A 23,632-nucleotide genomic window follows, 5' to 3' on the forward strand; every position below is an offset into this window, starting at 1 on the left:
TTTCAACGATTAACGTTGGATCGATGGCTCATTCAACAGGTAAAACGATGTTGAATAATGTTCTTTCAGCTAATTTGGATGATGTCGCTACATTTGAAAAAATGCGCGATCTTGGCGTGACGTTTGACGTCCGTAAAGTACCAAGCGACTCTAAAGCTGACTTGTTTGCTTTGATTCAAAAAGCAAATGTTAAATAAAAAGGAGAAATAACTAAAATGAGTGTTATATCTGTAATTTTGGTCATCCTTGTCGCGTTTATCGCTGGGATGGCTGGTATTTTGGACCAATGGCAATTTCACCAACCGATTGTTGCTTGTACGCTGATCGGTCTTGTGACAGGTCATCTGACTTCAGGGATTATTTTAGGAGCAAGCTTACAAATGATTGCTCTTGCTTGGGCTAATATTGGAGCTGCAGTTGCACCAGATGCTGCATTAGCTGCCGTAGCCTCTACTATTTTAATGGTTCAAGGTGGAAACTTTAATCTTGCACACATTACTGGTGTAATTGTTCCTGCTGGAATCTTATTGGCAACTGCTGGTCTTGTTTTAACAACTATTGTCCGCTTCATCAACGTTGGTACGATTCATTTAGCCGACGCTGCTGCTGAACGTGGTTCTTACGCCGGTGTTCAAGGATGGCATTATTTTGCACTCTCACTTCAAGGATTACGTATTGCATTGCCAGCAGCCTTGATTTTGGCTATTCCTGCAAAGACGGTTACAACAGCATTAAATGCGATTCCAAGTTGGCTTTCTGCTGGGTTAGCAATTGGTGGTGGTATGGTTGTCGTTGTTGGTTATGCAATGGTTATTAACATCATGGCAACTGCTGAATTATGGCCATTCTTCTTCCTTGGTTTTGTACTGGCACCACTAGCACCTTCTGCAACGGGTTCTGCAGATGGAATTACATTGATTGGAATGGGAATTCTTGGTGTTGTTATCGCATTAATTTATCTCGCTTTGAGTGATAAAAAAGGATCCAGCGGGACTGTGTCAGGTTCTGGCGATCCTATCGGCGATATTTTGAACGATTATTGAGAAAGAGAGGAAAAATAATCATGGAAAATTCAAACAAGAAATTCTCACTTTCTAAAAGAGAACGATTTAGTATCATGTGGCGCTCACAACTTTTACAAGGATCATGGAATTATGAACGGATGCAAAATTTAGGGTTTCTTTTTGCATTAATTCCCGCATTGAAAAAGTTTTACCCTTCTGGTTCTGACGAAGCGAAGGCAGCATTAAAACGTCACATGGAATTCTTTAATTGCCATCCGTACCCAACCGCACCTATTATTGGAGTTACTTTAGCGCTTGAAGAAGAAAAAGCAAATGGTGTCGAAGTGGATGAAGCAGCAATTAATGGGGTAAAAGTTGGAATGATGGGTCCACTTGCTGGTGTCGGTGATCCAGTCTTTTGGTTTACTGTTCGTCCAATTGTAGGAGCAATTGCAGCAAGTTTAGCCGTTTCTGGTTCAATCGTGGGTCCAATTTTCTTTTTTGTTGTATGGAATGTGATTCGTCTTGCCTTCTTGTGGTACACGCAAGAATTTGCCTACAAACAAGGATCAGCTATAACATCTGATCTGGGCGGTGGAATTCTTCAAAAATTGACGAAAGGAGCTTCAATTCTTGGAATGTTCATCCTTGGTGTGTTGATCCAGCGTTGGGTTAATGTTAACTTGGCTGGACCAAATGCGATGTTACCAAAACAACCTTTGGCAGATGGTGCTTATAACGGTCAATGGATTACACATGCGCATAATATTGGAACAGTTGGTAATCCAGTCTGGGAAGCAACGGCACATTCAAGTGTTGTAGCGCAGGGAACAGTAGATGCTCACTTTGCAGCACTCTCTAATCTTGGAAATTTAAAAAATGTAACTGGAAATTTATTAAATAGTACATTTGCTCAGAATGCTGCTGGACTTGGCATGAATCCATTCAAGCAACAAACTCTCAATCAAGTGTTCAATTCTCTCATTCCTGGATTTGCAGCATTGCTTTTGACTTTCTTAGTTATTTTTATTCTTCGTAAATGGAAGAACCGGAATGCCTCTTTAGTCATTATTATCGGCTTATTTATTTTTGGAATTCTGCTTCACGTTGCAGGATTAGCTTAAATTTACAAAGGTAGCCTCAGTTTGATTTGGGCTACTATTTTGTCAATGGTGATTTCTTAAAAATAAAAACCTCCATTGACAAAATATACAGTCGCTCCTTTAGTGGCGACTTTAAATAAAATGGTTAAAACAGCAGTGGGCGAGTCCAATTGCTATTCCGCCATTATGCGTGTGAAACATGTATAATACTAAAACTAGGAGGTTACTCAATTTATAATGTCCGAACGAAAAACAAAGAAAGAAAAGAATGCCATGACATCAGTAGTATCATTTAAATTGAAACCTACGCCAAAACAAAAAAGAATCTTGACACGGTATTTTGATCTTTATTATCACTTTTATTTTGAAGCGATTCAAATTGTACGAAAAAGAATGAAAGAAATGTATGCTTCAGAGGAATGGAAAACGGTTGTGATGATGGTCAGATCTGCACGGGCTATTGGTGAGTTTAAATCAATTGAAGAGATGAAAGAAAATGAAATTTTAACTCTCAATGAAATAAAACAATATTTAAGTCAAGAGTATAAACGTCAGCATGAGAGAACACTAAAAAAGATACAAGGAAATGCTAAAAAAACGGATGAGGAGATTGAGAAGGAAAAAACCCGTTATCAAAAAATTATTCATTCGTTACAAACATGGGATGAAAAAAAAGCATTTACCCAACGAGATCAAAAAGAAGTTCTGACAAAATTAAAAACGATAAAATTTGGTATTTTAAATCGCTATCAATTAAACGGGGGAACAGGAGTTGCTGTAGAAAATAATGTCCGAGGTCTATTAAAGCCACTTACTAAAGAATATAAAACACACATGAATATGTACACAGCAACTGTGGGAGAACTCGTTATTTTAAAATTTATTGTTCCTTCCATTCTTTCTGTTTTCGATCGTAAAGTTGAAAAAACAAAAAGTAAATGGAGTCGGCAATATATTTTACCTCGTGCTAAAAAAATGAACGAATTCAATAGTTTACAATGCGGCCCATTTGTTGGGGGGCAACGAGTAACAACTCCTTTTCTTATCGATTTTCAAAATCAAGTTGTTCAATTTTATTTTTCAAGAAGAAAAGATAATCAGAATCAAAAAAAGCTTGGAAAAGAAAAGCATGTAATAAAAATGGATAAATTTGATACATATAGAGAAAAGTTGATATTAAAAGAACTCTTTTCAATTGATCAATTTAAGAAAACGGGCGACAAAAAATATTGGTTTTTTAAATATCCAACTTTAGTGCGTAAAGTCAATCGGTCTGGTGCAATAAACTTTCAATTACAGATTACGTATCGTGGCATTCCTGAGCAGATTAAAAAAATTGGGAGAGGGAGAGCTGGAATATCTCTGACTCATTCGACGATTGCGACATGGTCAATCAATAAAGATGGGGTAAGGGGCGTTCAAATGCTCTTCCCAGCTTTTTTTGAAAAACATTCCTATTCCTTTGATGGAAAAGCCTTTTTAGGATCGTTCGAAGAATTGAAAAATAGTAAGTGCCATTTTTTTGCAGAGGGGAAATCATTGACTTTTTTGGAACTTCAAAAAGAATTTCAAAGCATTTATCATGGAAGAAGTAATAAACCTAAAAGAAATGGGAAAATTAGGGAATATTATAAAAACGAGAAAAGAGAAAACTTTCCCGAATCAGCTAAATTTAAGCGTTTTAGGAGACATGAATCTGGATTAGTAAAAAGAATAGTTCGTTTACGTAAGCAAAATTATCACATCTATATTAATGCACTATTAGAAAATGCAGATCACATTTTTTTAGGGAAAGGGAAGGGCTGTTTTTCACAATTCTTTATAAAAAAGCCTGCAAACGAAACGCCTAAATACATCGAAAAAAGAAGACAACAGGAAATCAGAAATTTTGCAGTTGCTGATTTTGAAAATATTCTTAGAAATAAAATGAATTATGCTGGAATTCTTGAAAATTTAGTTGAGGTTTCCGATACTTTAAGTATCGAAATGGGAGGCGAGGAAGTAAAAAAAATTGAGTTTTTTGGAATTGAGGGAGAGGTTCAATTGGATTTATTTCATGCATTCTGTTTAGCTTTTCAATATCGAGATGAACAGGATAATTTGACCTTTTCTAAAGAGCAGTGGAATGAGTTTATCAAATGGAATAGCGCATATTTATCTTCTAGGACAGTGACGCGTTAAAATAAAAACAAGAAAAAGTATCGAAAATCCGATTAGAGAAGTGATGATAATGCTTACTTTATTGTTTAGAATGTGATATACTTAGAGAGAACAATGAACATATAGAAAAGAAGGGTTATTTAAAATGGATTTGTTTGAATCTTTGAAAGAAAAAATCAAAGGAAAAGGCTTAAAAATTGTTTTCCCTGAAGGGACTGAAACACGAATTTTGGGTGCTGCTGCTCGGCTTTATGCTGAAGGGTTACTTACGCCAATCTTGATTGGACACGTTTTTGAAGTTCGCGCAGCTTTGACTGCTCGCGGCCTCAATGTTGAGGGGTTCCAAATTAACGATCCAGATAATTGTGATCGCTTTGACGAATTAGTTGAAAAATTTGTTGCACGCAGAAATGGAAAAGTGACAGAAGAACAAGCACGTCAAATGTTACGTGATCCAAATTATTTCGGAACGATGTTGGTTTATACAGGTATTGCTGATGGTATGGTTTCAGGAGCAATTCATTCGACAGCGGATACTGTTCGCCCAGCACTTCAAATCATCAAAACAAAACCAGGCGTAAAGTCTGTATCTGGCGCTTTTGTCATGGTTCGTAATAACGAACGTTTTGTCTTTGGCGATTGCGCAATTAATATTAAACCAGATGCTGCGACGCTTGCAGATATTGCAGCTGCTTCAGCTCAGACTGCAACATTGTTTGATATTGATCCAAAAGTTGCAATGCTTTCATTTTCAACGATGGGTTCTGGAAAATCAGAAGATGTTGATAAAGTGGTTGAAGCGACAAAACTCGCAAAAGAAGCTCATCCAGAACTTGCTTTAGATGGAGAATTGCAATTTGATGCCGCCTTTGTTCCAAGTGTTGGCGCTCAAAAAGCACCGCAATCACCTGTTGCAGGCCAAGCTAATGTCTTTATTTTCCCAGATATCCAATCAGGAAATATTGGATATAAAATTGCTCAACGCTTGGGGAACTTTGAAGCGATTGGTCCTATTTTACAAGGATTAAATGCTCCAATTTCTGATCTTTCAAGAGGATGTAATGAAGAAGATGTTTATAAACTTGCCATCATTACGGCAGCGCAAGCATTATGATAAAAAAATTCTGTCAGCACTGACAGAATTTTTTTGTTTTCTGACAGACAAAATCATGTTATAATAAGAGAAGTCATTTAAAAAGGAGCGTTATGAAAAAATCAAAAATAGCTGCACTTGTAGGATCGATTATTTTTACAGTGCTTGCGGTCTTAGGCATCTTAATGATCATGATGGCCTTTATGACCACGTCAACTCAAGACATGCTTAGCATGATGAATATAGAAGGATTGACAAATCAAGAACTCATCGTGTCAGTGAGTATTGCTTATGGCTTATTTTTCTTGTTAACACTCTTAAATTGGATTGGATTTGCTCGATTAAATAAAAGTAAAAAATGGTCACGTTATTTTTTAGCAATCGGAATATTCTACGTTTTTGCATCGATGATTAATGGTGCAGGACTTATCGTAACACTACCCGTTGCGATTTGCTTTATTCTAGTTTTTGTTTTCAAGAAAAAGGAAGATAAAAATTCTGTCAGTACTGACAAAAATTAAAAAGGACTGTGAGCGGTCCTTTTTTCGTCCCCAAATTTATAAAGTTCGTCCCAAAAACGATTGCTAAAAATCACTGAAGTGATAAAATAAGAACATCAACCGCTAAGTGGAGTAAACGAATGAAAATCATCAAGAAAATTGATCCAGACAAAAAACAAACCACCCTTATTATAGAAACATGGAATGAAAGAGAAGCTGAAAAAATTATTCAGTGTTTTGATGATCGCGTCCGAATCAACACCACAAAAGGAATTCGTTTGATGAAAAGAAGTGACGTGATTTACGTCGAAGCATTAAGAAATTATCTTAAAATTCACACTACTGATCATATTGATACATTGCGCTTGCCGCTTTATAAAATAAAAGAAATACTTGGTGAGGATTTTATTCAAGTTTCCAGATCTTATCTCATCAATTATAACTATTTAACGGCAGTTGAAGCTGATTTTGTGAACGGGATGGTTGCCCGAGTCGCTGGACTTAAAATTCCAATATCGCGAACTTATTTAAAAAATTTATATGATCGAATGGAGGAAGAAAAATGAAAGAATATATAAAAATTGCTGGTATAGGAATTCTGATTGGAGCAGTTGTAGTTCTTTTGTTTTCGTATATTTTTGCACCTCTTTTTTTTAGTGTACTAATCATACAATCTGCGTTGCAAGGAATCCTATCAAAATTTATTTATACACAACGCAAATTACCCTATCTCTTCAAAATGTTGATTCAAATGATAGGAAGTTGGGGACTTTCACTCACCTGTTTTCTGGCAATCCCAGAATCTTTTAAACATCCTAATTTATTCATTTATTCACTTTTATGGTTTTTAATTTGGATTATTATTTTTATCTATGTTTACATAAAAAATAGAACAGAAGCAAAAAGAATTAACCACTACCTCAAGGAGAAGAAACAGTAAAATGAACACACCGTCAAGAAACTTTCAAAAAAATAAATACAAAAATAGGAGGACTCACAATGAATAAAAAAACTTTGACGCTTGTTATATGTTGTATCGGTATTTTTCTTTGCATGTTAGACACGACAGTTATGAACATTGCCCTACCCGCTATTCAGAATGGACTTCATTCAAATTTAGATGATTTATCTTGGGCGATTAACGCTTATGTCATTGTTTTTGCAGCGCTTACGATTCCTTTATCGAGAATTGCCGAAAGAGTGGGGATGCATAAGTTTTTTCTATTGGGATTACTGATGTTTTTGATAGGGTCTGTTTTATCTGCTACCGCATCAGAGCTTTCATTTCTTATAGTTGGTCGAGTTGTTCAGAGTTTGGGAGCAGCAACGATTTTCCCTTTATCAATGGTTATTGGAATCTCGACGGTAGATTCTTCAAAACGAACACGTGTGATTGCGGCATTAGGAGTAACACAGGGGTTAGCAGCTGCTTTAGGACCAACTATAGGAGGGCTATTGACACAATTTTCCAGTTGGAGATGGATTTTTTTAATAAATATTCCGTTCATTCTTATTTCGTTAGTACTATCCATGATGAATTTGAATTTTCATGAAAAAAGAAGTCGTGTCAAAATAGACAGTGTCGGAGCTATTTTAAGTATTATTGCATTGTTTACACTTACACTTGCTCTCGTACAAGGGCAATCGTGGGGGTGGAGAAGCATTTTAATCATTTCATTATTTAGTATAAGTCTTCTTTCAATAATTACTTTTATTATATATGAACGACACGCTGAAGCACCAATGATTCCAATGATTTTATTTAAAGACCAACAATTTAATGGCGCAGCATTGACCATTGTATTGAGTAATTTATTTCTTGTCGCTGTAACGGTTGTTTTGCCCACTTATTTTACAAAAATACAAGGAAAGAATGAATTCATTGCGGCACTTTTGGTTACTCCTATATCTGCGATGATTTTTGTTTTTTCTCCTATTGCAGCGGTGCTCATTCAAAAGTTGGGAGCGAGAATCGTAATTGCAACGGGTTTTTTATCAATGACAATTTCCTATATTCTATTTTCAACAATAAATATGGATAACATTATTCAAGTTGTTGGAACCTGTTTACTATTAGGATTTGGATATGGGATTATCGCAGGACCAATTGTCGTGCTTGCAGCTTCAGACTTTACTGGTGAGGTATTAACAGCGTCACAAAGCGTAGCTGGAGTTTTACGACAAGTGGGAGTTGTTCTTGCTGTTGCAATTTTTGTTACAGGCCTGTATAGCAATGTGAATAGCGCTAAACTTCAGTCTATTAAATATGCCGAACAAAAAATAGAAAAATTAAGTATTCCTAATGAGCAGAAAAAAGAAATGACTAATCAAGTGACAGAACAAATTCAGGAAGAAAAAAATACCGCAACATTTTCTCAAAATCATATTTCGGCGAATCAGAAGAAAGAATTAATTCTTCAGCATTATAATCAAATGCTCGCTAACAATTCTAACTTACCACAAGTTAAAAAAGAAAAAATTCTACAGGAAGTAACAATTGAGGTAAATAAAAAAATTCAGAAAATTAATTCAGATATAAATGACACGATTTTAGGGATTGTTGCTCGTACGAAGGGAAAATTTTCAGATGCTTTTGTCAGTTTGTATCGCTTATCTATCTTTTTTGTTGGAGTTTCTATGGGAGTTTCATTTCTATTTAAACGGAAATCCAAGTTGGAAAGAATCATGTAGTGACGACGATTTTTAACTTAGTATGTTGTCATTACCTATTTTTATCTCTCAAAAAAGAGCTGGAAAGCTCTTTTATAAAATTTCCCAGTGTTTAAATGCGTTGACAATTCCATGGTTTGTATTCTTTGTTGTGACAAAATCTGCAATCGATTTGAGTTCGTTAACCGCATTTCCCATTGCTGTTTTGTGATCCGCAGCTAAAAGTAAGTCTAAATCGTTTCTTCCATCACCAAAAGCAAAGGTTTCACCTTTAAAATCAAGCACTTCAAGGATATGTTTCAAGCCAGTCCCCTTATTCGTATCACGGTTTGTCACGTCAATGGAACTCGGTGCATTCTTAAAAAAATTGAGCTCAGGGACTTGCGCTTTATAATAATCCACTTGACTTAATGCTTTTGTTAAAACCAAAAGCATATTAACTTCCTGATTTAAATAACGCGTCGGATCAACATTTGGAAGAGGCATGTGCGTGTAGTCATAAGCAATTCGAGCATTTTCTGTCATCTCATTGACCCAATAATGCGTCCCATCATAAAAAGATAACGCCTCCTCGTGAGGTTTTGCTGCCACAAGGAGTTTTTCAATGCTTGATTTTGGGATTTCTTCTTTATAAATCGTCTTTCCATCTAAGACAATATATTGCCCATTCATTGCAATCGCACCTGTGATTCCTGTTTGTTTCATGATGTCATGCAACTCGAAATTTCCACGTCCCGTCGCGATAAATGGAAGAACGCCATTTGCTCTGATCTGATGAATTGCTTGAACAACGTCTAAATCCAATTGACTTTTAGCATTCAGTAAAGTCCCGTCTAAGTCGAAGAAGGCTAGTGCCTTATAATCATTGATATTTTTCATAATTTTATTGTACCAATTTATGATATAATTGTAAATATAAATATTCTAACGCATTAGAAAAGATAACGAGTGAGACATGGCAACGAAAAATAAGACGAAAAGAAAACCAACGAATAAAGAAAGACAGATGAGAGCAGCCAATCGAAAAATGATTAGCTTTTTTATCCTTTTACTCTTGATGATATTTGCGCTTGCAAGATTAGGTGTTTTTGGAATGTTTCTTTATAATCTCGTCAGATTACTGGTCGGATCTATGGCTATTCCAGTGATTTTAGGCGGCCTCCTTTTTATGTTCCTTACAAGATTTAAAAAAGAAATATTAAAAAACAATAAAAGAATCATTCCAGCGATCCTACTCTTATTTTTAGGATTTCTTCTTGTTTTTCAAGCACAGTTTGATAAAATTTATGGTAACGCGCACACCATTTCATTTGTATGGCGAGAATTAACGACTGGAAAAGTGACTCATTTTGCAGGAGCAGGAACGCTTGGTGCACTTGTTTTTGGACCAGCAAAATCACTTTTTTCAACCATCGGTGTTTATTTTATCGTCGCCCTGTTTTGGCTGATTGCTCTATATTTGTTTGCACCAGGATTAGCACCAAAAGTCAAAGAAAAAATAAAATCTAATCTTGCAGCTCAAAAAGCAAAACATCTTGAGAAAAAAGAACAAAAAGAAAAGCAAAAACGAGAAGCTGCACTCATGGCACAACTTGAAGCAGAAAAAATAGCTCCTGATGTTCAAGAATCTCCTCAAGAAAATGAAAATACGATAGCGCTTGAACCACAAGAAAAAGAAATCCCGATTGCAATAGCTGAAGTCTCGCAACCACAGCAGACAGATGAAGAGCCGATTTTATTTTATCGTCCGCTTTTTGAAGGTCATTATAGCCTTCCTACAGTTGATCTTTTAGCAGAAATTCCGATAAAAAATCAATCTGCAGAACGCGACAATGTTCGACGAAACATTGGAATTTTAGAGGAAACATTTAAATCTTTTGGAATTTCCGCGACGGTAGAATCCGCTGTTGTTGGTCCATCCATCACAAAGTACGAAATCAAACTCGCTACGGGAGTTAAAGTCTCACGTGTTGTCAACTTATCCGATGATTTAGCTCTCGCTCTTGCAGCAAAAGATGTCAGAATTGAAGCCCCCATTCCCGGAAAATCGCTTATCGGAGTCGAAATTCCAAATGCAGAAGTTGCGACCGTTGGTTTTCGTGAAATGTGGGAAAACAGCAAAACGAACCCCACAAAACTCCTTGAAATTCCTCTTGGTAAGTCCTTAGATGGCACGATGAGAGTTTTTGATTTAACAAGAATGCCGCATTTACTTATCGCAGGTTCAACAGGATCAGGGAAGTCTGTTGCTGTGAATGGGATTATCACTTCGATTTTGATGAAAGCTCTGCCCAGTCAAGTAAAATTTTTAATGGTCGATCCTAAAATGGTCGAACTCTCTGTTTATAATGATATTCCACATTTACTTATCCCTGTGGTTACAAACCCACGAAAAGCAGCTCGTGCTTTGCAAAAAGTCGTTGACCAAATGGAAGAACGATACGAACTTTTTAGTCGGTTTGGGGTCAGAAACATTTCCGGATACAATGAAAAAATTGAACGATTTAATCAAGAATCTGATCAAAAAATGCTTCCGCTCCCTCTAATTGTGGTCATTGTTGATGAGTTGGCAGATTTAATGATGGTCGCAAGTAAAGAAGTAGAAGATGCAATTATTCGGCTCGGACAAAAAGCGCGTGCTGCTGGAATTCACATGATTCTTGCAACGCAACGGCCATCTGTTGATGTTATTTCAGGATTAATTAAAGCAAACGTTCCTTCGCGTGTCGCTTTTGCGGTGTCATCGGGGACTGATTCAAGAACGATCATTGATCAAAATGGTGCTGAAAAATTACTTGGACGTGGAGATATGCTGTTCAAGCCGATTGATGAAAACCATCCGATTCGTCTGCAAGGCTCTTTTTTGAGTGATGATGATGTCGAAGCGGTCGTTAATTTCATCAAAAATCAATCAGAAGCACAGTATGATTTAGAGAATTTTGATCCGGGAGAAGTCAGTGATGAAGAAGGGCGAAACACTTCGGGAAGTTCTGATGCTGCGATGGATCCTCTTTTTGAAGAAGCAAAAGCGATGGTGATTTCTGCTCAAAAAGCTTCAACCGCACAACTTCAACGCACGTTAAAAGTTGGATTTAACCGCGCTTCTGATTTAATGAATGAACTTGAAACGTCAGGAATCGTCGGACCAGCCAAAGGCACCACACCACGAAAAGTTTTGATTTCAAAAGAAGGTGAAATTTTAGAGGATGATGAAGCATGATCAGCATCATCAATAATGGATGTCGAAGTGATCAAAATCTCGTAATGAAAGGATGAACACATGAGTGTCTTTGAAACATACGCCGCCCTAAAAAAGGATAAATTTCCAGCGCTTCTTGTGATTTTTGGTGAAGAAGAATCACTCGTTCAAGAACTAAAAGATCAATTTTTGAATGATGTTCATTTTGATCCAACCGATTTAAGTCAATCATTTTTCGATTTAAATCAGGCAGATGCAGCACTTGCCATAGAAGAATTAGAAACGCTTCCCTTTTTTTCAGACTCAAAATTAGTGATTTTTGAGAACTGCTACAATCTGACAACCGATAAAAAAATTGTTTTCGATGAAAAACAAATGAATCGACTGGAAAGTTTTATTGATGCACCAAACCCATTTATTCAATTGGTGATGATATTGCATGGTAAAATGGATAGTCGTCTAAAAATCGTTAAAAAGCTGAAAAAAAAAGCCACACTTCTTGAAGCAACAAAGCTAAAACGTTTTGAGCTGATCAATGTGATGAGTCAACTGTTCCCTGACCTTTCAACTCCAGTGTTAAATCTAATAGTGGAAAAGTCCAATGAACAATTTAGCATGATCAAACAAAATATTGCTTTATTGAAGACATACAGTGCTCAGCGTACCGTCACAGTAGAAGATGTTGAAAAAGTTGTCCCAAAATCACTTCAAGATAATATATTTTTACTGACAGAACTTGTTATTCGTGGTAAAATTGAAGAAGTTCGAAATTTAGTGCATGATTTGACACTGCAAGGTGAAGATGTAATAAAGTTAACTGCAATTTTAACAAATGCGTATCGTCTTTATTATCAAACAAAGATCATGCAAAAAAAAGGCTGGAGTGAGAGTAAACAAACACAAATTTTAAAGATTAATCCTTATCGTGTGAAGTTAGCTAATCAACTCGTAAAACACAGTCCTGCAAGCTATTTTTCAAACGCTCTGCTCGAACTTATTGCACTGGATCATCAGATCAAACAAAGCGTTGCGGACAAATTCTATCTCTTTGATGTCACTTTAATCAAATTAACCTTGAAAAAACATTAAAAATTTGGTATCATTGAAATGGACATTTTATAATGAATAAAAGAGGAAAAAATGCCAACTTACAAACTAACCCCAAAAGATATTTACGAAGCTGATTTCGATACTAAAATGCGCGGATTTGACAAAGAACAAGTCGATGAATTGCTTGATGATGTGATTCAGGACTATGAAGCTTATCAAACAGAAATTTTGCGCTTACAAGAAGAAAATGAATTTTTGAAGAAAAAAATTGCTGAATTGGAAATGCAAGTTTCTAAACCTAATCAAGCTAATTTTGATGATACACAAAGATTTGAAACAAACATTTTCCGTCCAACAACACAAGCAGCACCAAAACCAAAAGTTGAGATGCGTACGCCAAGCAATTTTGATTTGCTTAAACGCATTAACCGCTTGGAACAAGCAGTTTTTGGAAGAAATGGAAATACAAACGAAGGCGAATGATCCTTCTTAAAAAAATGAAATGACAGTTTTCGGATAACTGCGCAATTTTGTCATCCTCAGAAGTTGTTTTGAGGATCCGATGTTGTGAGGAAAGTCCAGGCTCGTGCGATGCTGAGATGCTCGCAGTGATTGTGTCAGGCGAATCAATAAGCCTGAGTAGGAGCGTCACTCCTAACGGCGGAAAAGAGAGCTAAGGCTTGCTATGCTCAATTTTCTATAAAGTGCCAAAGAGACGATGTCGTAAGGAAACTTGCGAAGTGGAACGTGGTAAACCCCTCAAACGAGCAACCCAAACATATGGTAGGGGCATTCTAGCAACCGAATTGAAGGTGTGCTGGAGATTGCAAAAGCAATAGACAGATGGTTATCGAAGATTAATCTTACTTGATTGGATTGATTGGAACAAAACTTGGCTTATAGAAAACTGATGACAAGAGCTGGGGCGTTATGCTCTAGTTCTTTTTTATCGTACTAAAGGGTTGCATCAGAAAATCAATGGACATTTTGATGCAAAGAGAGATGAAATAGAAAAAAGAAATGAAAAATAATTTTAAATTAATGGCAACCGCATCTGCAGGACTTGAAAGTCTTGTCGCTAAAGAACTTCGAAATTTAGAGATTCAAAATGTGACGATTGATGATCGCTCACGCGTTTTTTTTGAAGGGGATTTATCAACGATTGCAAAAGCCAATCTTTGGCTTCGTGTGGCTGATCGTGTCAAAATTGTTGTTGGTGAATTTAAAGCAAAAACATTCGATGAATTATTTGAAGGTGTTTATGCTTTAGAATGGGATGAAATCATTCCTTTTGGGTGTCAATTTCCTGTAAGTAAAGCCAAAACGGTCAAATCAACACTACACAATGAACCTTCTGTTCAAGCGATTACTAAAAAAGCCATTGTCAAAAAATTGCAAACGGCTTATCATCGTCCTGAAGGCATCCCGATTCCAGAAAACGGGGCTCAATTTTCAATTGAGGTTGCGCTATATAAAGATACTGTTACGCTTACGATTGATACGACTGGAGACTCTCTTTTTAAACGAGGATACCGTCAAGAAAAAGGAGAAGCACCATTAAAAGAAAATATGGCAGCGAGCATTATTTTGTTAACAAATTGGTTAGCTAATCCAGCTCGAGCATTTGTGGATCCAACGTGTGGTTCTGGTACGTTTACGATTGAAGCTGCGATGCTTGCACTTAATATGGCACCTGGAATGAATCGAGCGTTTGCTTTTAGTGCTTGGCCATGGTTTGATGATGCGGTTTTAAACGAAGAAAAAGCGCGTGCTAAAAAACAAGTAAGATCAGATTTAAAATTGGACATTAAAGGATTTGATAGTGATGCCAAAATGATTGAGATTTCTAAACGCAATGCGCTTGCAGTTGGTCTTGAAGACGTGATAGAATATAAACAGATGCGTCTGCAAGATTTTAGAACTGAAAAAGAAGATGGTGTGCTTGTGTCAAATCCACCTTATGGGGTTCGTCTTGAAGATGAGGAAGCAGTCGTAAAACTTTATTCAGAAATGGGAAAAACTTTTGCAAGCCTTGAGACGTGGAGTAAGTATATTTTAACGAGTGATTTACTTTTTGAGACGCATTATGGTTTGAAAGCAACGAAAAAAAGAAAATTGTATAATGGAACTTTGCGTACAGACCTTTATATGTATTTTGGAAAGCGAATAAAATAATTTTTTGACTTAAAATTTTAAGAGGGAGAAAAATGACAACAGATCAAAAAGATCCAGAAAAAAAATTCGGTGAAAAGACATTGAAACTGAAAGATTTAAATCAGTTTACAATTGGAGAGATTGTCGAAAAATCTAAACGTGTGGATCAGGAAAATAATGAATCCGAAACGGTTCTTGATAAGTATATTCGACAACATCGTGCAGAGATTGAAGAAGCTAAAAATAAAGATCTTGAAGATTATATTAAATCTGAGCGTTCCCAATTAAATATTCAACCTAAAAATGAACCTAAAGAGGCTCAAAAAGAGGCAGAGATAACAGGCGATGCACAACATCATTTTGTCGCGAGTGAAACGCAAGACACGCGTGAAGCTGATAAAAAAGAACAAGAATCAAAGCGTGGCAAAGAAGAGCCTGCTTTACCTTCAACCACAGAAACACAAGTGAAATCGGATGATTTCTCTCACGATGTATCGGAATTATTAACGCCAAAAAAAGAGTTAAAAGTCTTTGAACCAACGTTTGATGCAGTTACTTTTGCGGATGAACCTGCTGTTGCTTCGCATTTAGAGGCGCAGGTGCAAAAAGAATCAGAAGCAGCAGAAATTAAAGAACCCACTTTAAAAAAAGCAGTGGAAGAATCCACCCAAGAAACAGTGCAAGAGTCAACAGTGAAAAGCACACAAGCCCCATCTGAAAAAGAGTCCGTGCAAGCCTCTAAAAGTGAAACACTCCCTCAAAAAGAGGAGTCGGTTGCACATAAAAAATCATACAAGAGGCCTCTGATTGTTGGTGCGTGTGCGGTGATTTTAATTGCTTTTGGGGCATCTTATCTCGCACTTCAAAACGGAAAAAATCACACGCAACCTGTAAAAACGACTCAAGCATCAAAAACGTCTTCGGCTTGGTCTAAATTTAATCAAGAATATAAGAATTTCTTCATTGATTCAGCACAAACAGAGCTTCGAAATCGTGAGTTTTCTCAGTTAAATCAATTGTCCAATCAGATGAATCAAGTGACAAACGCTTCTGAACATTCCAAGGCTCAGAAAAAATACGATACTTTAAAAACGCAGGTGGATGCGATAAATCAAGTTAATGGATTATTTGAAAATGATGTGATTAATGATGGGACATTATCTCATGGAACACTAAAAGCTGGTGCGACTCTTTTTGCGACACCTACGACTTCTAATGCAAAATTGAATCGACTGTTGAATGAAGCCATGACGGATGCTAAAAATCAAAAAGCAGCACAAACATCGGCCTCAGTAGCAAAAAGTCAAGCAAAAGCAAGCAGTGAAGCGAGTCAAAAAGCTTCGAGTGCAGCCTCAGCAGAAAAATCGACTCCTGCTTCATCAGCAGCAACCACGACAACCAGTAATCCAAATGGTTTAAGTGCTTCTGGTGTGACGTTGGATAATAGTCTTTCAAGAGTTCAGCCACAAGCTAATTTAAACAGTAGTGATCCTGCATTTTCTTGGGGAGCGGGTGTAAAAGAGAGCGTTTTAGATAAAGCACGCAGTAGAGGATATATTACAGGGGATAATTATATATTAGCTCCTGTTGCGATTCATACCACTAACGGAAATGGTTCTCCTGCTGGCATTAGGAGTGGCTATTACAATCTTTATGACCCATCTGGTCACTATCTATTTTCAATTAATTGTAAAACAGGTTATTTTTTTGGGAATGCAAGCAACCATTCACTGGATTTTTCTGAATAAAAGTAGTAAAATAAAGACTACGCCTAATAAATGAGTGATTTTCTTTCTAAATAGGTGTAAAGTTCTACATTAATTTTAGAATGGAGAAAAAAAGATGACTGCATTTTCAGACCGTTTGAAAGAAGAACGATTGAAAAAAGGGTTTACGCAACAGTACATTGCTGACCAGATTTCAAGAGGACGCATTACTTACACCAATTGGGAAAATGGAAAACGTGAACCAAGCTTTAAGTCCCTTGTGGGCTTATCCAAAATCCTTGATGTTTCTGCTGATTATTTGCTTGGAATAAGCAACAGCAAAAAAATCAACAAGTAAAAAAACCGAAACTCTATTTTTATAAGAGTTTCGGTTTTTCATTAATTCACGTGTTCAAAATTAATAAATCATTAAATCGTGATTGGTGTGGGTGAAACTTTCACATCCGTTGTCTGTGACATAAAGACAGTCCTCAATACGAACGCCGACTTTTCCAGGGATATAAATGCCAGGCTCGTTTGAGAAACACATGCCTTTTTCGATGACAAGATCATTCCCTCCAACAATGGATGGGTATTCGTGAACGTCCATTCCGATACCGTGACCAAGACGGTGATTGAAATAGTCGCCATATCCTGCTTTGGTAATTAAATCTCGTGCGACGGCATCAATTTCGTGTGCTGTGACACCAGGTTTGATAAAGTCCATCGCTTTCGCTTGAGCTTCTTGAACGATCTTATGGATCTCAGCATCAAACGCATTGGGTTTTCCAATTGCGATGGTTCTGGTCGCATCTGAAGCATATCCTTTACTCATGACACCAAGATCAAACAAGAGGAGTTTATTTTCTTCGATTTGAACTTCCTCTGGGACGCCGTGAGGATTTGCTGCTCTTTTGCCAGATAAAACGATCGTTTCAAAAGACATTTGTGGAATTCCCATGCGTTTCATTTCAAATTCAATGGTTGCAACGAGATCAGATTCGGTAACGCCATTGCGCTTTGCTGCTGCTTTAAATCCAATGTCAAAACAGCGATCAGCGTAATCTCCTGCGATTTTCATTTTTTCAATTTCATCTTGGGATTTGATCAATCGCATCCGTTCAATCAAAGGTGTGAGATTGACAAATTCGATTGTACCAAATTGGGATTTTAATCCTTCTGTTTTTGAGAGGGGAATGTCTGAATATTCTACACCAATCTTATGAATTGAAATGGAGATGTGTTCGCGGATCACTTGCCAAGGATTTTGAGCATCTTCATAACCAAAAATGTCAAATCCTGTTGTTTTTTCTTTGGCTTTTTCTACTTCAAGGGCGGGTGTAAATAAGAGCGGAGGTGCGGATTTAAAGAGAATCAATCCTGCGATGCGCTCGTGTGGATCAATAGCAAGTCCAGTTAAATAATGAAGGGTTGTGGGATTGGTAATGAAAGTCATGTCCACATCATTAGCTTCTAAAAATTTTGAAATGCGTTCGATTTTATTCATGTGTTCCTCCAAGGAATAAGGTGATCTAGGGTTTTTTCATCATGATTTCATATTTACTAATAGCATTAAATAAAGCAGAAAAAAAAGAAGTTATGAGATGAAAAATACCTATAAATATATTATAATACTATTTTACGCTATTTTTTAATAAAAATCATGTATTTGATAATTGAAAATGCTTTCAGTTCATGTTATAATACGTTATGAAAATGGTTTTCACAAAAACGGAATCAAAATAATGAAAGAGGAATATAGAGTATGGTTGAATCTACAACAACAATTTATGATGTCGCGCGCGTCGCAGGAGTTTCTATGGCAACGGTAAGCCGTGTTGAGAATGGAAATGCGAATGTGAAAGAAAAAACGCGTCAAAAAGTATTAGATGCGATTGCTGAGTTGGATTATCGTCCCAATGCGATTGCGCGTGGACTTGCGAGCAAACGCACAACGACAGTAGGGGTGATTTTACCTACAATCACTTCCCCATATTTTGCAGCGATTGCGCGTGGGATTGATGATGTTGCCTCGATGTATAATTATAATGTCGTGCTTGCGAATTCTGATAATGATGAAGAAAAAGAAGCAAAAGTCATTGAAAGTTTTCTTTCAAAACAAGTGGACGGGATCGTTTTTATGGGAAGTTCATTGTCAGAATCAGTACGTAATCAGTTAGTTGGCGCAAGAACACCGGTCGTTTTGGCTGGGACTATTGATGGAGATAAAGAGCTTGCTTCTGTCAATATTGATTATCATTTGGCTGCTTTAGAATCTACTGCGAAGTTATTAGAACATAACAAAAAAGTAGGATATATTCTTGGGTCGCTGAGAGATGCTGAGAATGTTGAGCGCATGGTGGGCTATCAAGAAGCACTAGAAGATGCGAAGGTTGATTTTGATGAATCTTTAGTATTTGAAGGGAATTATTCTTATGAAAATGGGCGTAATTTGGCACAGCAATTGCTAGATGAAAAAATCAGTGCTGCTGTTGTATCTGTTGACGATGTGGCTGTGGGCTTATTGAATGCGCTTCAAGAAAAAGGAATTAAAGTCCCTGAGCAATTTGAGATTATTGCAGGAAGCAATTCTCCATTGACCCAATACTCTTATCCTGCGTTGACTTCTGTCAATCAACCCTTGTATGATCTAGGTGCAGTTTCAATGCGTCTATTGACGAAGTTGATGTTGAAAGAAGAAGTGACGGATAGTCAATTAATTTTGGCGCATGAATTGATTCAACGGCATTCAACGAAATAAAATGTGAAAAACGAGCATGCTGCTTGTTTTTTTGTTTCAAAAGTAAAGAACTTTTGACTAAATGTGATATAATTTAGTCATGAAAATTTATGATTTATTAATTGTTGGTGGTGGTCCTGTGGGATTATATGCCGCATTTTATGCAGGAATGCGCGGACTTTCTGTCGGTTTGATTGAGGCGTTTGATCAAGTTGGTGGTCAGCCTGAGCATCTTTATCCTGAAAAAAAAATCTATGATGTTGCAGGTTTGCCTGAAATTTCTGGTGCAACATTGATTGAAAATCTTTTGAAACAATTGGAATTTGTAAAAGCGGATATTTTTTCTGGGCAAAGAGTGTTGAACATTCAAAAACAGGACGATTTATTTTCTGTCAGTACTGACAGAAATAAAAAATACAAACAAGCGGATGAAAATGATGCGCTTGTCAGTACTGACAAGCTTTTTCAGTCCAAAGCCATTTTGTTGACGACAGGAGCAGGGTTGATTGCGCCAAGAAAACTTGGGATAGAAGATGAAAATAAGTATTATGAAAGTGGGAAAATATCTTATTTTATTAAGAATTTAGCGGATTTTAAGGATAAAAAAGTTGCTGTTTTAGGGGGTGGAGATTCAGCATTGGATTGGGCATTGATGCTTTTGAATGTCGCAAAAGAAGTGCATTTGATTCATCGCCGTCCGAAATTTCGTGCACATGAAAAAACAGTGACCTTACTTGAGCAGTCACAAGTAAAACTTCACATCCCTTATACGCTGTCAGCACTGACAGAAAATGAAATTGAGTTAAATAAAGTCAAATCGGATGAAAAAAAGGTGCTGTCAGTGGATAAAATTTTGGTCAATTATGGATTTTTAACGAATCAGGTGGACTTGATTGAGCAGCTAGAAGTGTCGCGGTCGAATCGGATTTTAGTTAATCGTGAAATGCAAACAAATCTTGCTGGTGTTTTTGCAGCGGGTGACGGCGCGGATTATGAAGGAAAGGTGCCACTTATTTCGGTTGGATTTGGGGAAGCAGTCATTGCAATCAATGCGATGAGTAAGCAAATTGAATTAGATCATGCACTCAAAAAAGGACATTCTTCGAGTTTATTTGGATAAAAAAAGACGCGCGCACTGAATTAAAATGTGGAGGTGCGTTTTTTTGTGAAATAAGGTATAATATAAGAGCAGTTGAATGGGAATAAAAACTGGATTAAAATAAGTATAAAAAAGAAAAATGAACTGATTTTAATAAATCAGAGAATAGGAAAAAGATGTTAATAAATATTGTCATTATCATAATCCTTGCATGGGCGTTTATGATTGGATATTCACGTGGATTGATTTTACAAGTGCTTTATAGCATTGGAATGATTGTTGCGGCATTGATTGCAAATGCCAGTTATAAAGGTTTGGCAACGCATTTAAGTCAATGGATTCCGTTTTCGAGTGCCACATCTGGTTCTCATTTACTGATTTTTAGTGATGCGCTGCTTTTTCATTTAGATGATGCATTTTATGCTGGGATTGCGTTCATCATTATTTTTGTCGTTGCTTATGTGGTCATTCGTTTAATTGGACTTTTCTTAAGATTTGGGCGTGCACGACTTGGTCGAAATGGAAAAATTATTGCTGGAATTCTAGGACTTTGTGCGACTTATTTTGGATTGCAAATGTTTTTTACAACGCTCAGTTTAGTGCCAATCAACACGATTCAAACCCATTTAGCGCAATCTGGGCTGGTTAAATTAATGGTACTTCACACCCCATTCTCATCGGCACTTTTACAAAATTTATTTATTGAAACCATCACAAAAATTCATCCGTTTGGATAAGTGTCATCCTCCTGTTTTCAGGAGCTTTTTAAGAAAAATTAAATTTTAATAAGATTAAATAGAATAGTATTAGAAAAATATGAATAAAAAGATTCTTCAAATTCTCGAATTTGATAAAGTAAAAGAACAGTTTTCGTCATTTTTGACGACAGCACAAGGAAAACAAGAGCTGTCAGTACTGACAGCATGGACGGATCCGAAAAAAATCCAGCTTTTATTTGATGAATTAGCTGAATTTATTTTGGTTACTCAAGAAAATGGGACACTTTCATTTTCCAAAACATCAGATATAACAGAATATTTACGGCGTTTAGCGTTGGATGCGAGTTTGTCAGGACGTGAATTTCTTGAAATAAAAAAAGTCATTCAAGCAGGCATCACGATTGTTCGCTATTTTGAAAATGCCCAAAATGTCACATTTGAGCACTTACAACGCTCGATTGACAAATTTTCAGATCTGTCAGTACTGACAAAAAAATTAGAGATTTTTGATAATAGTGGAATTTTGATGGATGATGCCACGCAAGAATTACTGTACATCCGCGCAAATATCAAGCGCTTACAATCAGAAATCAAAAAAATCATGCAGGAAATTTTGACCAAAAACATGGCAAATTTGACTGAACCCATCATTACACTTAGAAATGATCGACAAGTTTTACCCGTCAGAAGTGACAGTAAAAATAAGATTCCAGGTGTTGTTCACGATATGTCAGCAAGTGGACAAACGCTGTATATTGAGCCCAATCGCGTCGTCACACTCAACAACGCACTCAATCAAGCAAAATTAGAAGAAAAAAATGAAATGGCCAAAATTCTTCATCAGCTCTCAAAAGAAATGGCACCATACGTTCCTGAGATCAAGCAAAATGCGTGGCTTGTAGGACATATTGATTTTATAAAAGCAAAAGCAAATTACATGATTTTGCACCACGCCACAATTCCAGTGCTTGAAAATGACAAGAATATCTGCCTTTACCACGCAAGACATCCTCTGATTGATCCAAAAGTTGTGGTGTCAAATACGATTAAATTTGAAGATGCATTGAACACGATCGTCATCACAGGGCCAAACACGGGAGGAAAAACGATCACGCTTAAAACCGTTGGACTCTTGACACTGATGGCACAAGCAGGACTTCCCATTTTAGTGGAGGAGGGCAGTCGCATCCATATTTTTGATGAGATTTTTGCGGATATTGGAGATGAACAATCGATTGAGCAGAGTTTGTCCACTTTTTCAAGTCACATGACAAATATTGTTCGGATTTTAAACCAGGCCAATGAAAAAAGTCTTGTCTTGTTTGATGAATTAGGGGCTGGGACTGATCCAAAAGAAGGCGCAGCGCTTGCCATTTCAATCCTTGAGAACTTGAGAACTCGAAACATCAAAACGATGGCCAGTACGCACTATCCAGAGCTCAAAGCTTACGGTGTAGAAACAAAAGCTGTCAGTAATGCCAGCATGGCTTTTGATATTGATCAAATGAAACCCACTTATCAGCTTCAACTAGGTGTTCCAGGACGGTCAAACGCACTTGAAATTTCCAAACGTTTAGGACTTAGTGAAGCAATCATTGATAATGCAGCAGCCCAGATTTCTGATCGTGAACACGATGTGAATCACATGATTGAAAGTCTGGAAGAAAAAACGCATGAAGTGATGACGCGTGCTGCAAATATCAGAAAAATTGAACAAGAAAATCAAACCCTCTATCGTGATTTAAAACGCACTTACGATCAAATCAATCGCGAACGTGCTCATGAACTTGATAAAGCAAAAGAAAAAGCCACTGCACTGGTCAAAAAAGCCAGTCAAGAAGCTCAAGAAATCCTCAAAAATCTCAATGACAAATCACGTTTGAAACCGCACGAAGTTATCGCTGCAAGAGCAGAACTTGAAGCACTTGCCCCCACTATTGATTTTAGTCAAAACAAAGTGTTGAAAAAAGCAAAGGCAAAGCGTGGATTAAAACAAGGAGCAAAAGTGCTTGTGCTTGCTTATGGCCAATCTGGAACATTAGTTCGACTTGAAAAAGACGGACGGTGGACGGTACAAATGGGCGCGATCTCAGCGAAATTGTCTGAAGATGCTTTTGATTTAGTGGAAGATGAAAATTCATCCAGTACATCGACACATGTCACAAAAAAAGTCACTTCAAAAGTGAAAGCACAGCTTGATTTACGCGGGATGCGTTATGAAGAAGCAGAACTCGAACTTGATAATTACATCGACCAAGCGCTTTTAGCCAATCTCATCCAAATCACAATTGTGCACGGTATTGGTACAGGTGTCATCCGTGAAATGGTTCAAAAAAAGCTTCAAAATCACAGACACATCAAATCCTTTGCTTATGCTCCGATTAACGCTGGTGGAAGTGGTGCAACGCTTGCGATTTTGAAATAAAGATAGCTCA

Annotated in this window: 21 protein-coding genes and 1 other RNA gene; 20 read left to right on the forward strand and 2 right to left on the reverse strand. The window is 36.9% G+C overall.

Features of this window, described 5'->3' with window-relative positions:
• The 9 genes from GHI93_RS08410 to GHI93_RS08450 form a co-directional block, all read left to right on the forward strand.
• Window positions 1-197 (forward strand): PTS sugar transporter subunit IIB (locus tag GHI93_RS08410; RefSeq protein WP_170272423.1); only part of this gene is annotated, 197 nt, incomplete at its 5' end.
• Between the two features lie 18 nt (window positions 198-215).
• The gene (locus GHI93_RS08415) at window positions 216-1,043 is read left to right on the forward strand and encodes a mannose/fructose/sorbose family PTS transporter subunit IIC (protein ID WP_153496614.1); all 828 of its coding nucleotides are present in this window, start codon (window positions 216-218) and stop codon (window positions 1,041-1,043) included.
• A 20-nt stretch (window positions 1,044-1,063) separates the two neighbouring features.
• Window positions 1,064-2,128, forward strand: a complete 1,065-nt coding sequence (locus GHI93_RS08420; RefSeq protein ID WP_153496615.1) for a PTS system mannose/fructose/sorbose family transporter subunit IID — start codon at window positions 1,064-1,066, stop codon at window positions 2,126-2,128.
• 465 nt (window positions 2,129-2,593) lie between these two features.
• Window positions 2,594-4,288 (forward strand): hypothetical protein, encoded by a 1,695-nt coding sequence (locus GHI93_RS08425; RefSeq protein WP_170272424.1) that lies wholly within the window; start codon window positions 2,594-2,596, stop codon window positions 4,286-4,288.
• Window positions 4,289-4,412: 124 nt separating this feature from the next.
• Window positions 4,413-5,381, forward strand: coding sequence for a phosphate acetyltransferase (pta, locus tag GHI93_RS08430; RefSeq protein ID WP_153496617.1), 969 nt, complete (start codon window positions 4,413-4,415; stop codon window positions 5,379-5,381).
• Window positions 5,382-5,473: 92 nt separating this feature from the next.
• Window positions 5,474-5,881, forward strand: coding sequence for a hypothetical protein (locus tag GHI93_RS08435; RefSeq protein WP_153496618.1), 408 nt, complete (start codon window positions 5,474-5,476; stop codon window positions 5,879-5,881).
• Between the two features lie 119 nt (window positions 5,882-6,000).
• The gene (locus tag GHI93_RS08440; protein WP_153496619.1) at window positions 6,001-6,426 is read left to right on the forward strand and encodes a LytTR family DNA-binding domain-containing protein; all 426 of its coding nucleotides are present in this window, start codon (window positions 6,001-6,003) and stop codon (window positions 6,424-6,426) included.
• The gene (locus tag GHI93_RS08445) at window positions 6,423-6,800 is read left to right on the forward strand and encodes a DUF3021 family protein (RefSeq protein WP_153496620.1); all 378 of its coding nucleotides are present in this window, start codon (window positions 6,423-6,425) and stop codon (window positions 6,798-6,800) included. Before GHI93_RS08440 ends, GHI93_RS08445 begins: the two co-directional genes overlap by 4 nt.
• 59 nt (window positions 6,801-6,859) lie before the next feature.
• Window positions 6,860-8,551 carry an MFS transporter gene (locus GHI93_RS08450; RefSeq protein WP_153496621.1) on the forward strand — a complete coding sequence of 564 codons (1,692 nt, stop codon included), beginning with the start codon at window positions 6,860-6,862 and terminating at the stop codon, window positions 8,549-8,551.
• Between the two features lie 72 nt (window positions 8,552-8,623).
• Here the strand turns inward: GHI93_RS08450 and GHI93_RS08455 are convergent, their stop codons facing one another.
• Entirely contained in the window at window positions 8,624-9,409 is a 786-nt protein-coding gene (locus GHI93_RS08455) for a Cof-type HAD-IIB family hydrolase (RefSeq protein ID WP_153496622.1), read from the reverse strand.
• 76 nt (window positions 9,410-9,485) lie between these two features.
• On the opposite strand from GHI93_RS08455, the gene GHI93_RS08460 reads away from it, so the two are divergent.
• The 7 genes from GHI93_RS08460 to GHI93_RS08490 all read left to right on the forward strand — a co-directional run bounded on the left by GHI93_RS08460 (window position 9,486) and on the right by GHI93_RS08490 (window position 16,997).
• The gene (locus GHI93_RS08460; RefSeq protein ID WP_153496623.1) at window positions 9,486-11,750 is read left to right on the forward strand and encodes a DNA translocase FtsK; all 2,265 of its coding nucleotides are present in this window, start codon (window positions 9,486-9,488) and stop codon (window positions 11,748-11,750) included.
• Between the two features lie 60 nt (window positions 11,751-11,810).
• Complete coding sequence (gene holA, locus GHI93_RS08465) at window positions 11,811-12,818, forward strand: DNA polymerase III subunit delta (protein ID WP_153496624.1); 1,008 nt, start codon at window positions 11,811-11,813, stop codon at window positions 12,816-12,818.
• 51 nt (window positions 12,819-12,869) lie between these two features.
• Window positions 12,870-13,262 carry a cell division regulator GpsB gene (gpsB, locus tag GHI93_RS08470; protein WP_153496625.1) on the forward strand — a complete coding sequence of 131 codons (393 nt, stop codon included), beginning with the start codon at window positions 12,870-12,872 and terminating at the stop codon, window positions 13,260-13,262.
• A 25-nt stretch (window positions 13,263-13,287) separates the two neighbouring features.
• Window positions 13,288-13,684: RNase P RNA component class B (gene rnpB / locus GHI93_RS08475), an RNA gene on the forward strand.
• 115 nt (window positions 13,685-13,799) lie between these two features.
• Window positions 13,800-14,954: a THUMP domain-containing class I SAM-dependent RNA methyltransferase gene (locus GHI93_RS08480; protein WP_153496626.1), complete on the forward strand. Its 1,155-nt coding sequence runs from the start codon at window positions 13,800-13,802 to the stop codon at window positions 14,952-14,954.
• A gap of 32 nt (window positions 14,955-14,986) precedes the next feature.
• On the forward strand, window positions 14,987-16,681 hold the full coding sequence (locus tag GHI93_RS08485; RefSeq protein ID WP_153496627.1) for a cell division site-positioning protein MapZ family protein: 1,695 nt from the start codon (window positions 14,987-14,989) through the stop codon (window positions 16,679-16,681).
• Window positions 16,682-16,775: 94 nt separating this feature from the next.
• Window positions 16,776-16,997 carry a helix-turn-helix domain-containing protein gene (locus tag GHI93_RS08490; protein WP_153496628.1) on the forward strand — a complete coding sequence of 74 codons (222 nt, stop codon included), beginning with the start codon at window positions 16,776-16,778 and terminating at the stop codon, window positions 16,995-16,997.
• Window positions 16,998-17,057: 60 nt separating this feature from the next.
• Here GHI93_RS08490 and GHI93_RS08495 read toward each other — a convergent pair whose 3' ends face one another.
• On the reverse strand, window positions 17,058-18,146 hold the full coding sequence (locus tag GHI93_RS08495) for a M24 family metallopeptidase (RefSeq protein WP_153496629.1): 1,089 nt from the start codon (window positions 18,144-18,146) through the stop codon (window positions 17,058-17,060).
• 258 nt (window positions 18,147-18,404) lie between these two features.
• Here GHI93_RS08495 and ccpA point away from each other — a divergent pair, with 258 nt between their 5' ends.
• The 4 genes from ccpA (at window position 18,405) to GHI93_RS08515 (ending at window position 23,622) form a co-directional block, all read left to right on the forward strand.
• The gene (ccpA, locus tag GHI93_RS08500) at window positions 18,405-19,400 is read left to right on the forward strand and encodes a catabolite control protein A (RefSeq protein ID WP_153496630.1); all 996 of its coding nucleotides are present in this window, start codon (window positions 18,405-18,407) and stop codon (window positions 19,398-19,400) included.
• Between the two features lie 79 nt (window positions 19,401-19,479).
• Window positions 19,480-20,499: an NAD(P)/FAD-dependent oxidoreductase gene (locus GHI93_RS08505; protein WP_153496631.1), complete on the forward strand. Its 1,020-nt coding sequence runs from the start codon at window positions 19,480-19,482 to the stop codon at window positions 20,497-20,499.
• 155 nt (window positions 20,500-20,654) lie between these two features.
• Window positions 20,655-21,215, forward strand: coding sequence for a CvpA family protein (locus tag GHI93_RS08510; RefSeq protein ID WP_153496632.1), 561 nt, complete (start codon window positions 20,655-20,657; stop codon window positions 21,213-21,215).
• A 79-nt stretch (window positions 21,216-21,294) separates the two neighbouring features.
• Window positions 21,295-23,622 carry an endonuclease MutS2 gene (locus tag GHI93_RS08515; RefSeq protein WP_153496633.1) on the forward strand — a complete coding sequence of 776 codons (2,328 nt, stop codon included), beginning with the start codon at window positions 21,295-21,297 and terminating at the stop codon, window positions 23,620-23,622.
• Window positions 23,623-23,632 lie beyond the last annotated feature (10 nt).

It is taken from the genome of Lactococcus hircilactis, assembly GCF_009601015.1.
Classification (GTDB): domain Bacteria; phylum Bacillota; class Bacilli; order Lactobacillales; family Streptococcaceae; genus Lactococcus; species Lactococcus hircilactis.

Bases quoted from the DNA above. Each gene is read 5' to 3' on its own strand.
- GHI93_RS08515 (WP_153496633.1), top strand. From the start codon at position 21,295: ATGAATAAAAAGATTCTTCAAATTCTCGAATTTGATAAAGTAAAAGAA.
- GHI93_RS08490 (WP_153496628.1), top strand. From the start codon at position 16,776: ATGACTGCATTTTCAGACCGTTTGAAAGAAGAACGATTGAAAAAAGGG.
- pta (WP_153496617.1), top strand. From the start codon at position 4,413: ATGGATTTGTTTGAATCTTTGAAAGAAAAAATCAAAGGAAAAGGCTTA.
- GHI93_RS08425 (WP_170272424.1), top strand. From the start codon at position 2,594: ATGAAAGAAAATGAAATTTTAACTCTCAATGAAATAAAACAATATTTA.
- GHI93_RS08510 (WP_153496632.1), top strand. From the start codon at position 20,655: ATGTTAATAAATATTGTCATTATCATAATCCTTGCATGGGCGTTTATG.
- GHI93_RS08485 (WP_153496627.1), top strand. From the start codon at position 14,987: ATGACAACAGATCAAAAAGATCCAGAAAAAAAATTCGGTGAAAAGACA.
- GHI93_RS08435 (WP_153496618.1), top strand. From the start codon at position 5,474: ATGAAAAAATCAAAAATAGCTGCACTTGTAGGATCGATTATTTTTACA.
- GHI93_RS08415 (WP_153496614.1), top strand. From the start codon at position 216: ATGAGTGTTATATCTGTAATTTTGGTCATCCTTGTCGCGTTTATCGCT.
- GHI93_RS08480 (WP_153496626.1), top strand. From the start codon at position 13,800: ATGAAAAATAATTTTAAATTAATGGCAACCGCATCTGCAGGACTTGAA.
- GHI93_RS08450 (WP_153496621.1), top strand. From the start codon at position 6,860: ATGAATAAAAAAACTTTGACGCTTGTTATATGTTGTATCGGTATTTTT.
- GHI93_RS08445 (WP_153496620.1), top strand. From the start codon at position 6,423: ATGAAAGAATATATAAAAATTGCTGGTATAGGAATTCTGATTGGAGCA.
- GHI93_RS08495 (WP_153496629.1), bottom strand. From the start codon at position 18,146: ATGAATAAAATCGAACGCATTTCAAAATTTTTAGAAGCTAATGATGTG.
- GHI93_RS08505 (WP_153496631.1), top strand. From the start codon at position 19,480: ATGAAAATTTATGATTTATTAATTGTTGGTGGTGGTCCTGTGGGATTA.
- GHI93_RS08440 (WP_153496619.1), top strand. From the start codon at position 6,001: ATGAAAATCATCAAGAAAATTGATCCAGACAAAAAACAAACCACCCTT.
- GHI93_RS08420 (WP_153496615.1), top strand. From the start codon at position 1,064: ATGGAAAATTCAAACAAGAAATTCTCACTTTCTAAAAGAGAACGATTT.
- ccpA (WP_153496630.1), top strand. From the start codon at position 18,405: ATGGTTGAATCTACAACAACAATTTATGATGTCGCGCGCGTCGCAGGA.
- GHI93_RS08455 (WP_153496622.1), bottom strand. From the start codon at position 9,409: ATGAAAAATATCAATGATTATAAGGCACTAGCCTTCTTCGACTTAGAC.
- holA (WP_153496624.1), top strand. From the start codon at position 11,811: ATGAGTGTCTTTGAAACATACGCCGCCCTAAAAAAGGATAAATTTCCA.
- GHI93_RS08460 (WP_153496623.1), top strand. From the start codon at position 9,486: ATGGCAACGAAAAATAAGACGAAAAGAAAACCAACGAATAAAGAAAGA.
- gpsB (WP_153496625.1), top strand. From the start codon at position 12,870: ATGCCAACTTACAAACTAACCCCAAAAGATATTTACGAAGCTGATTTC.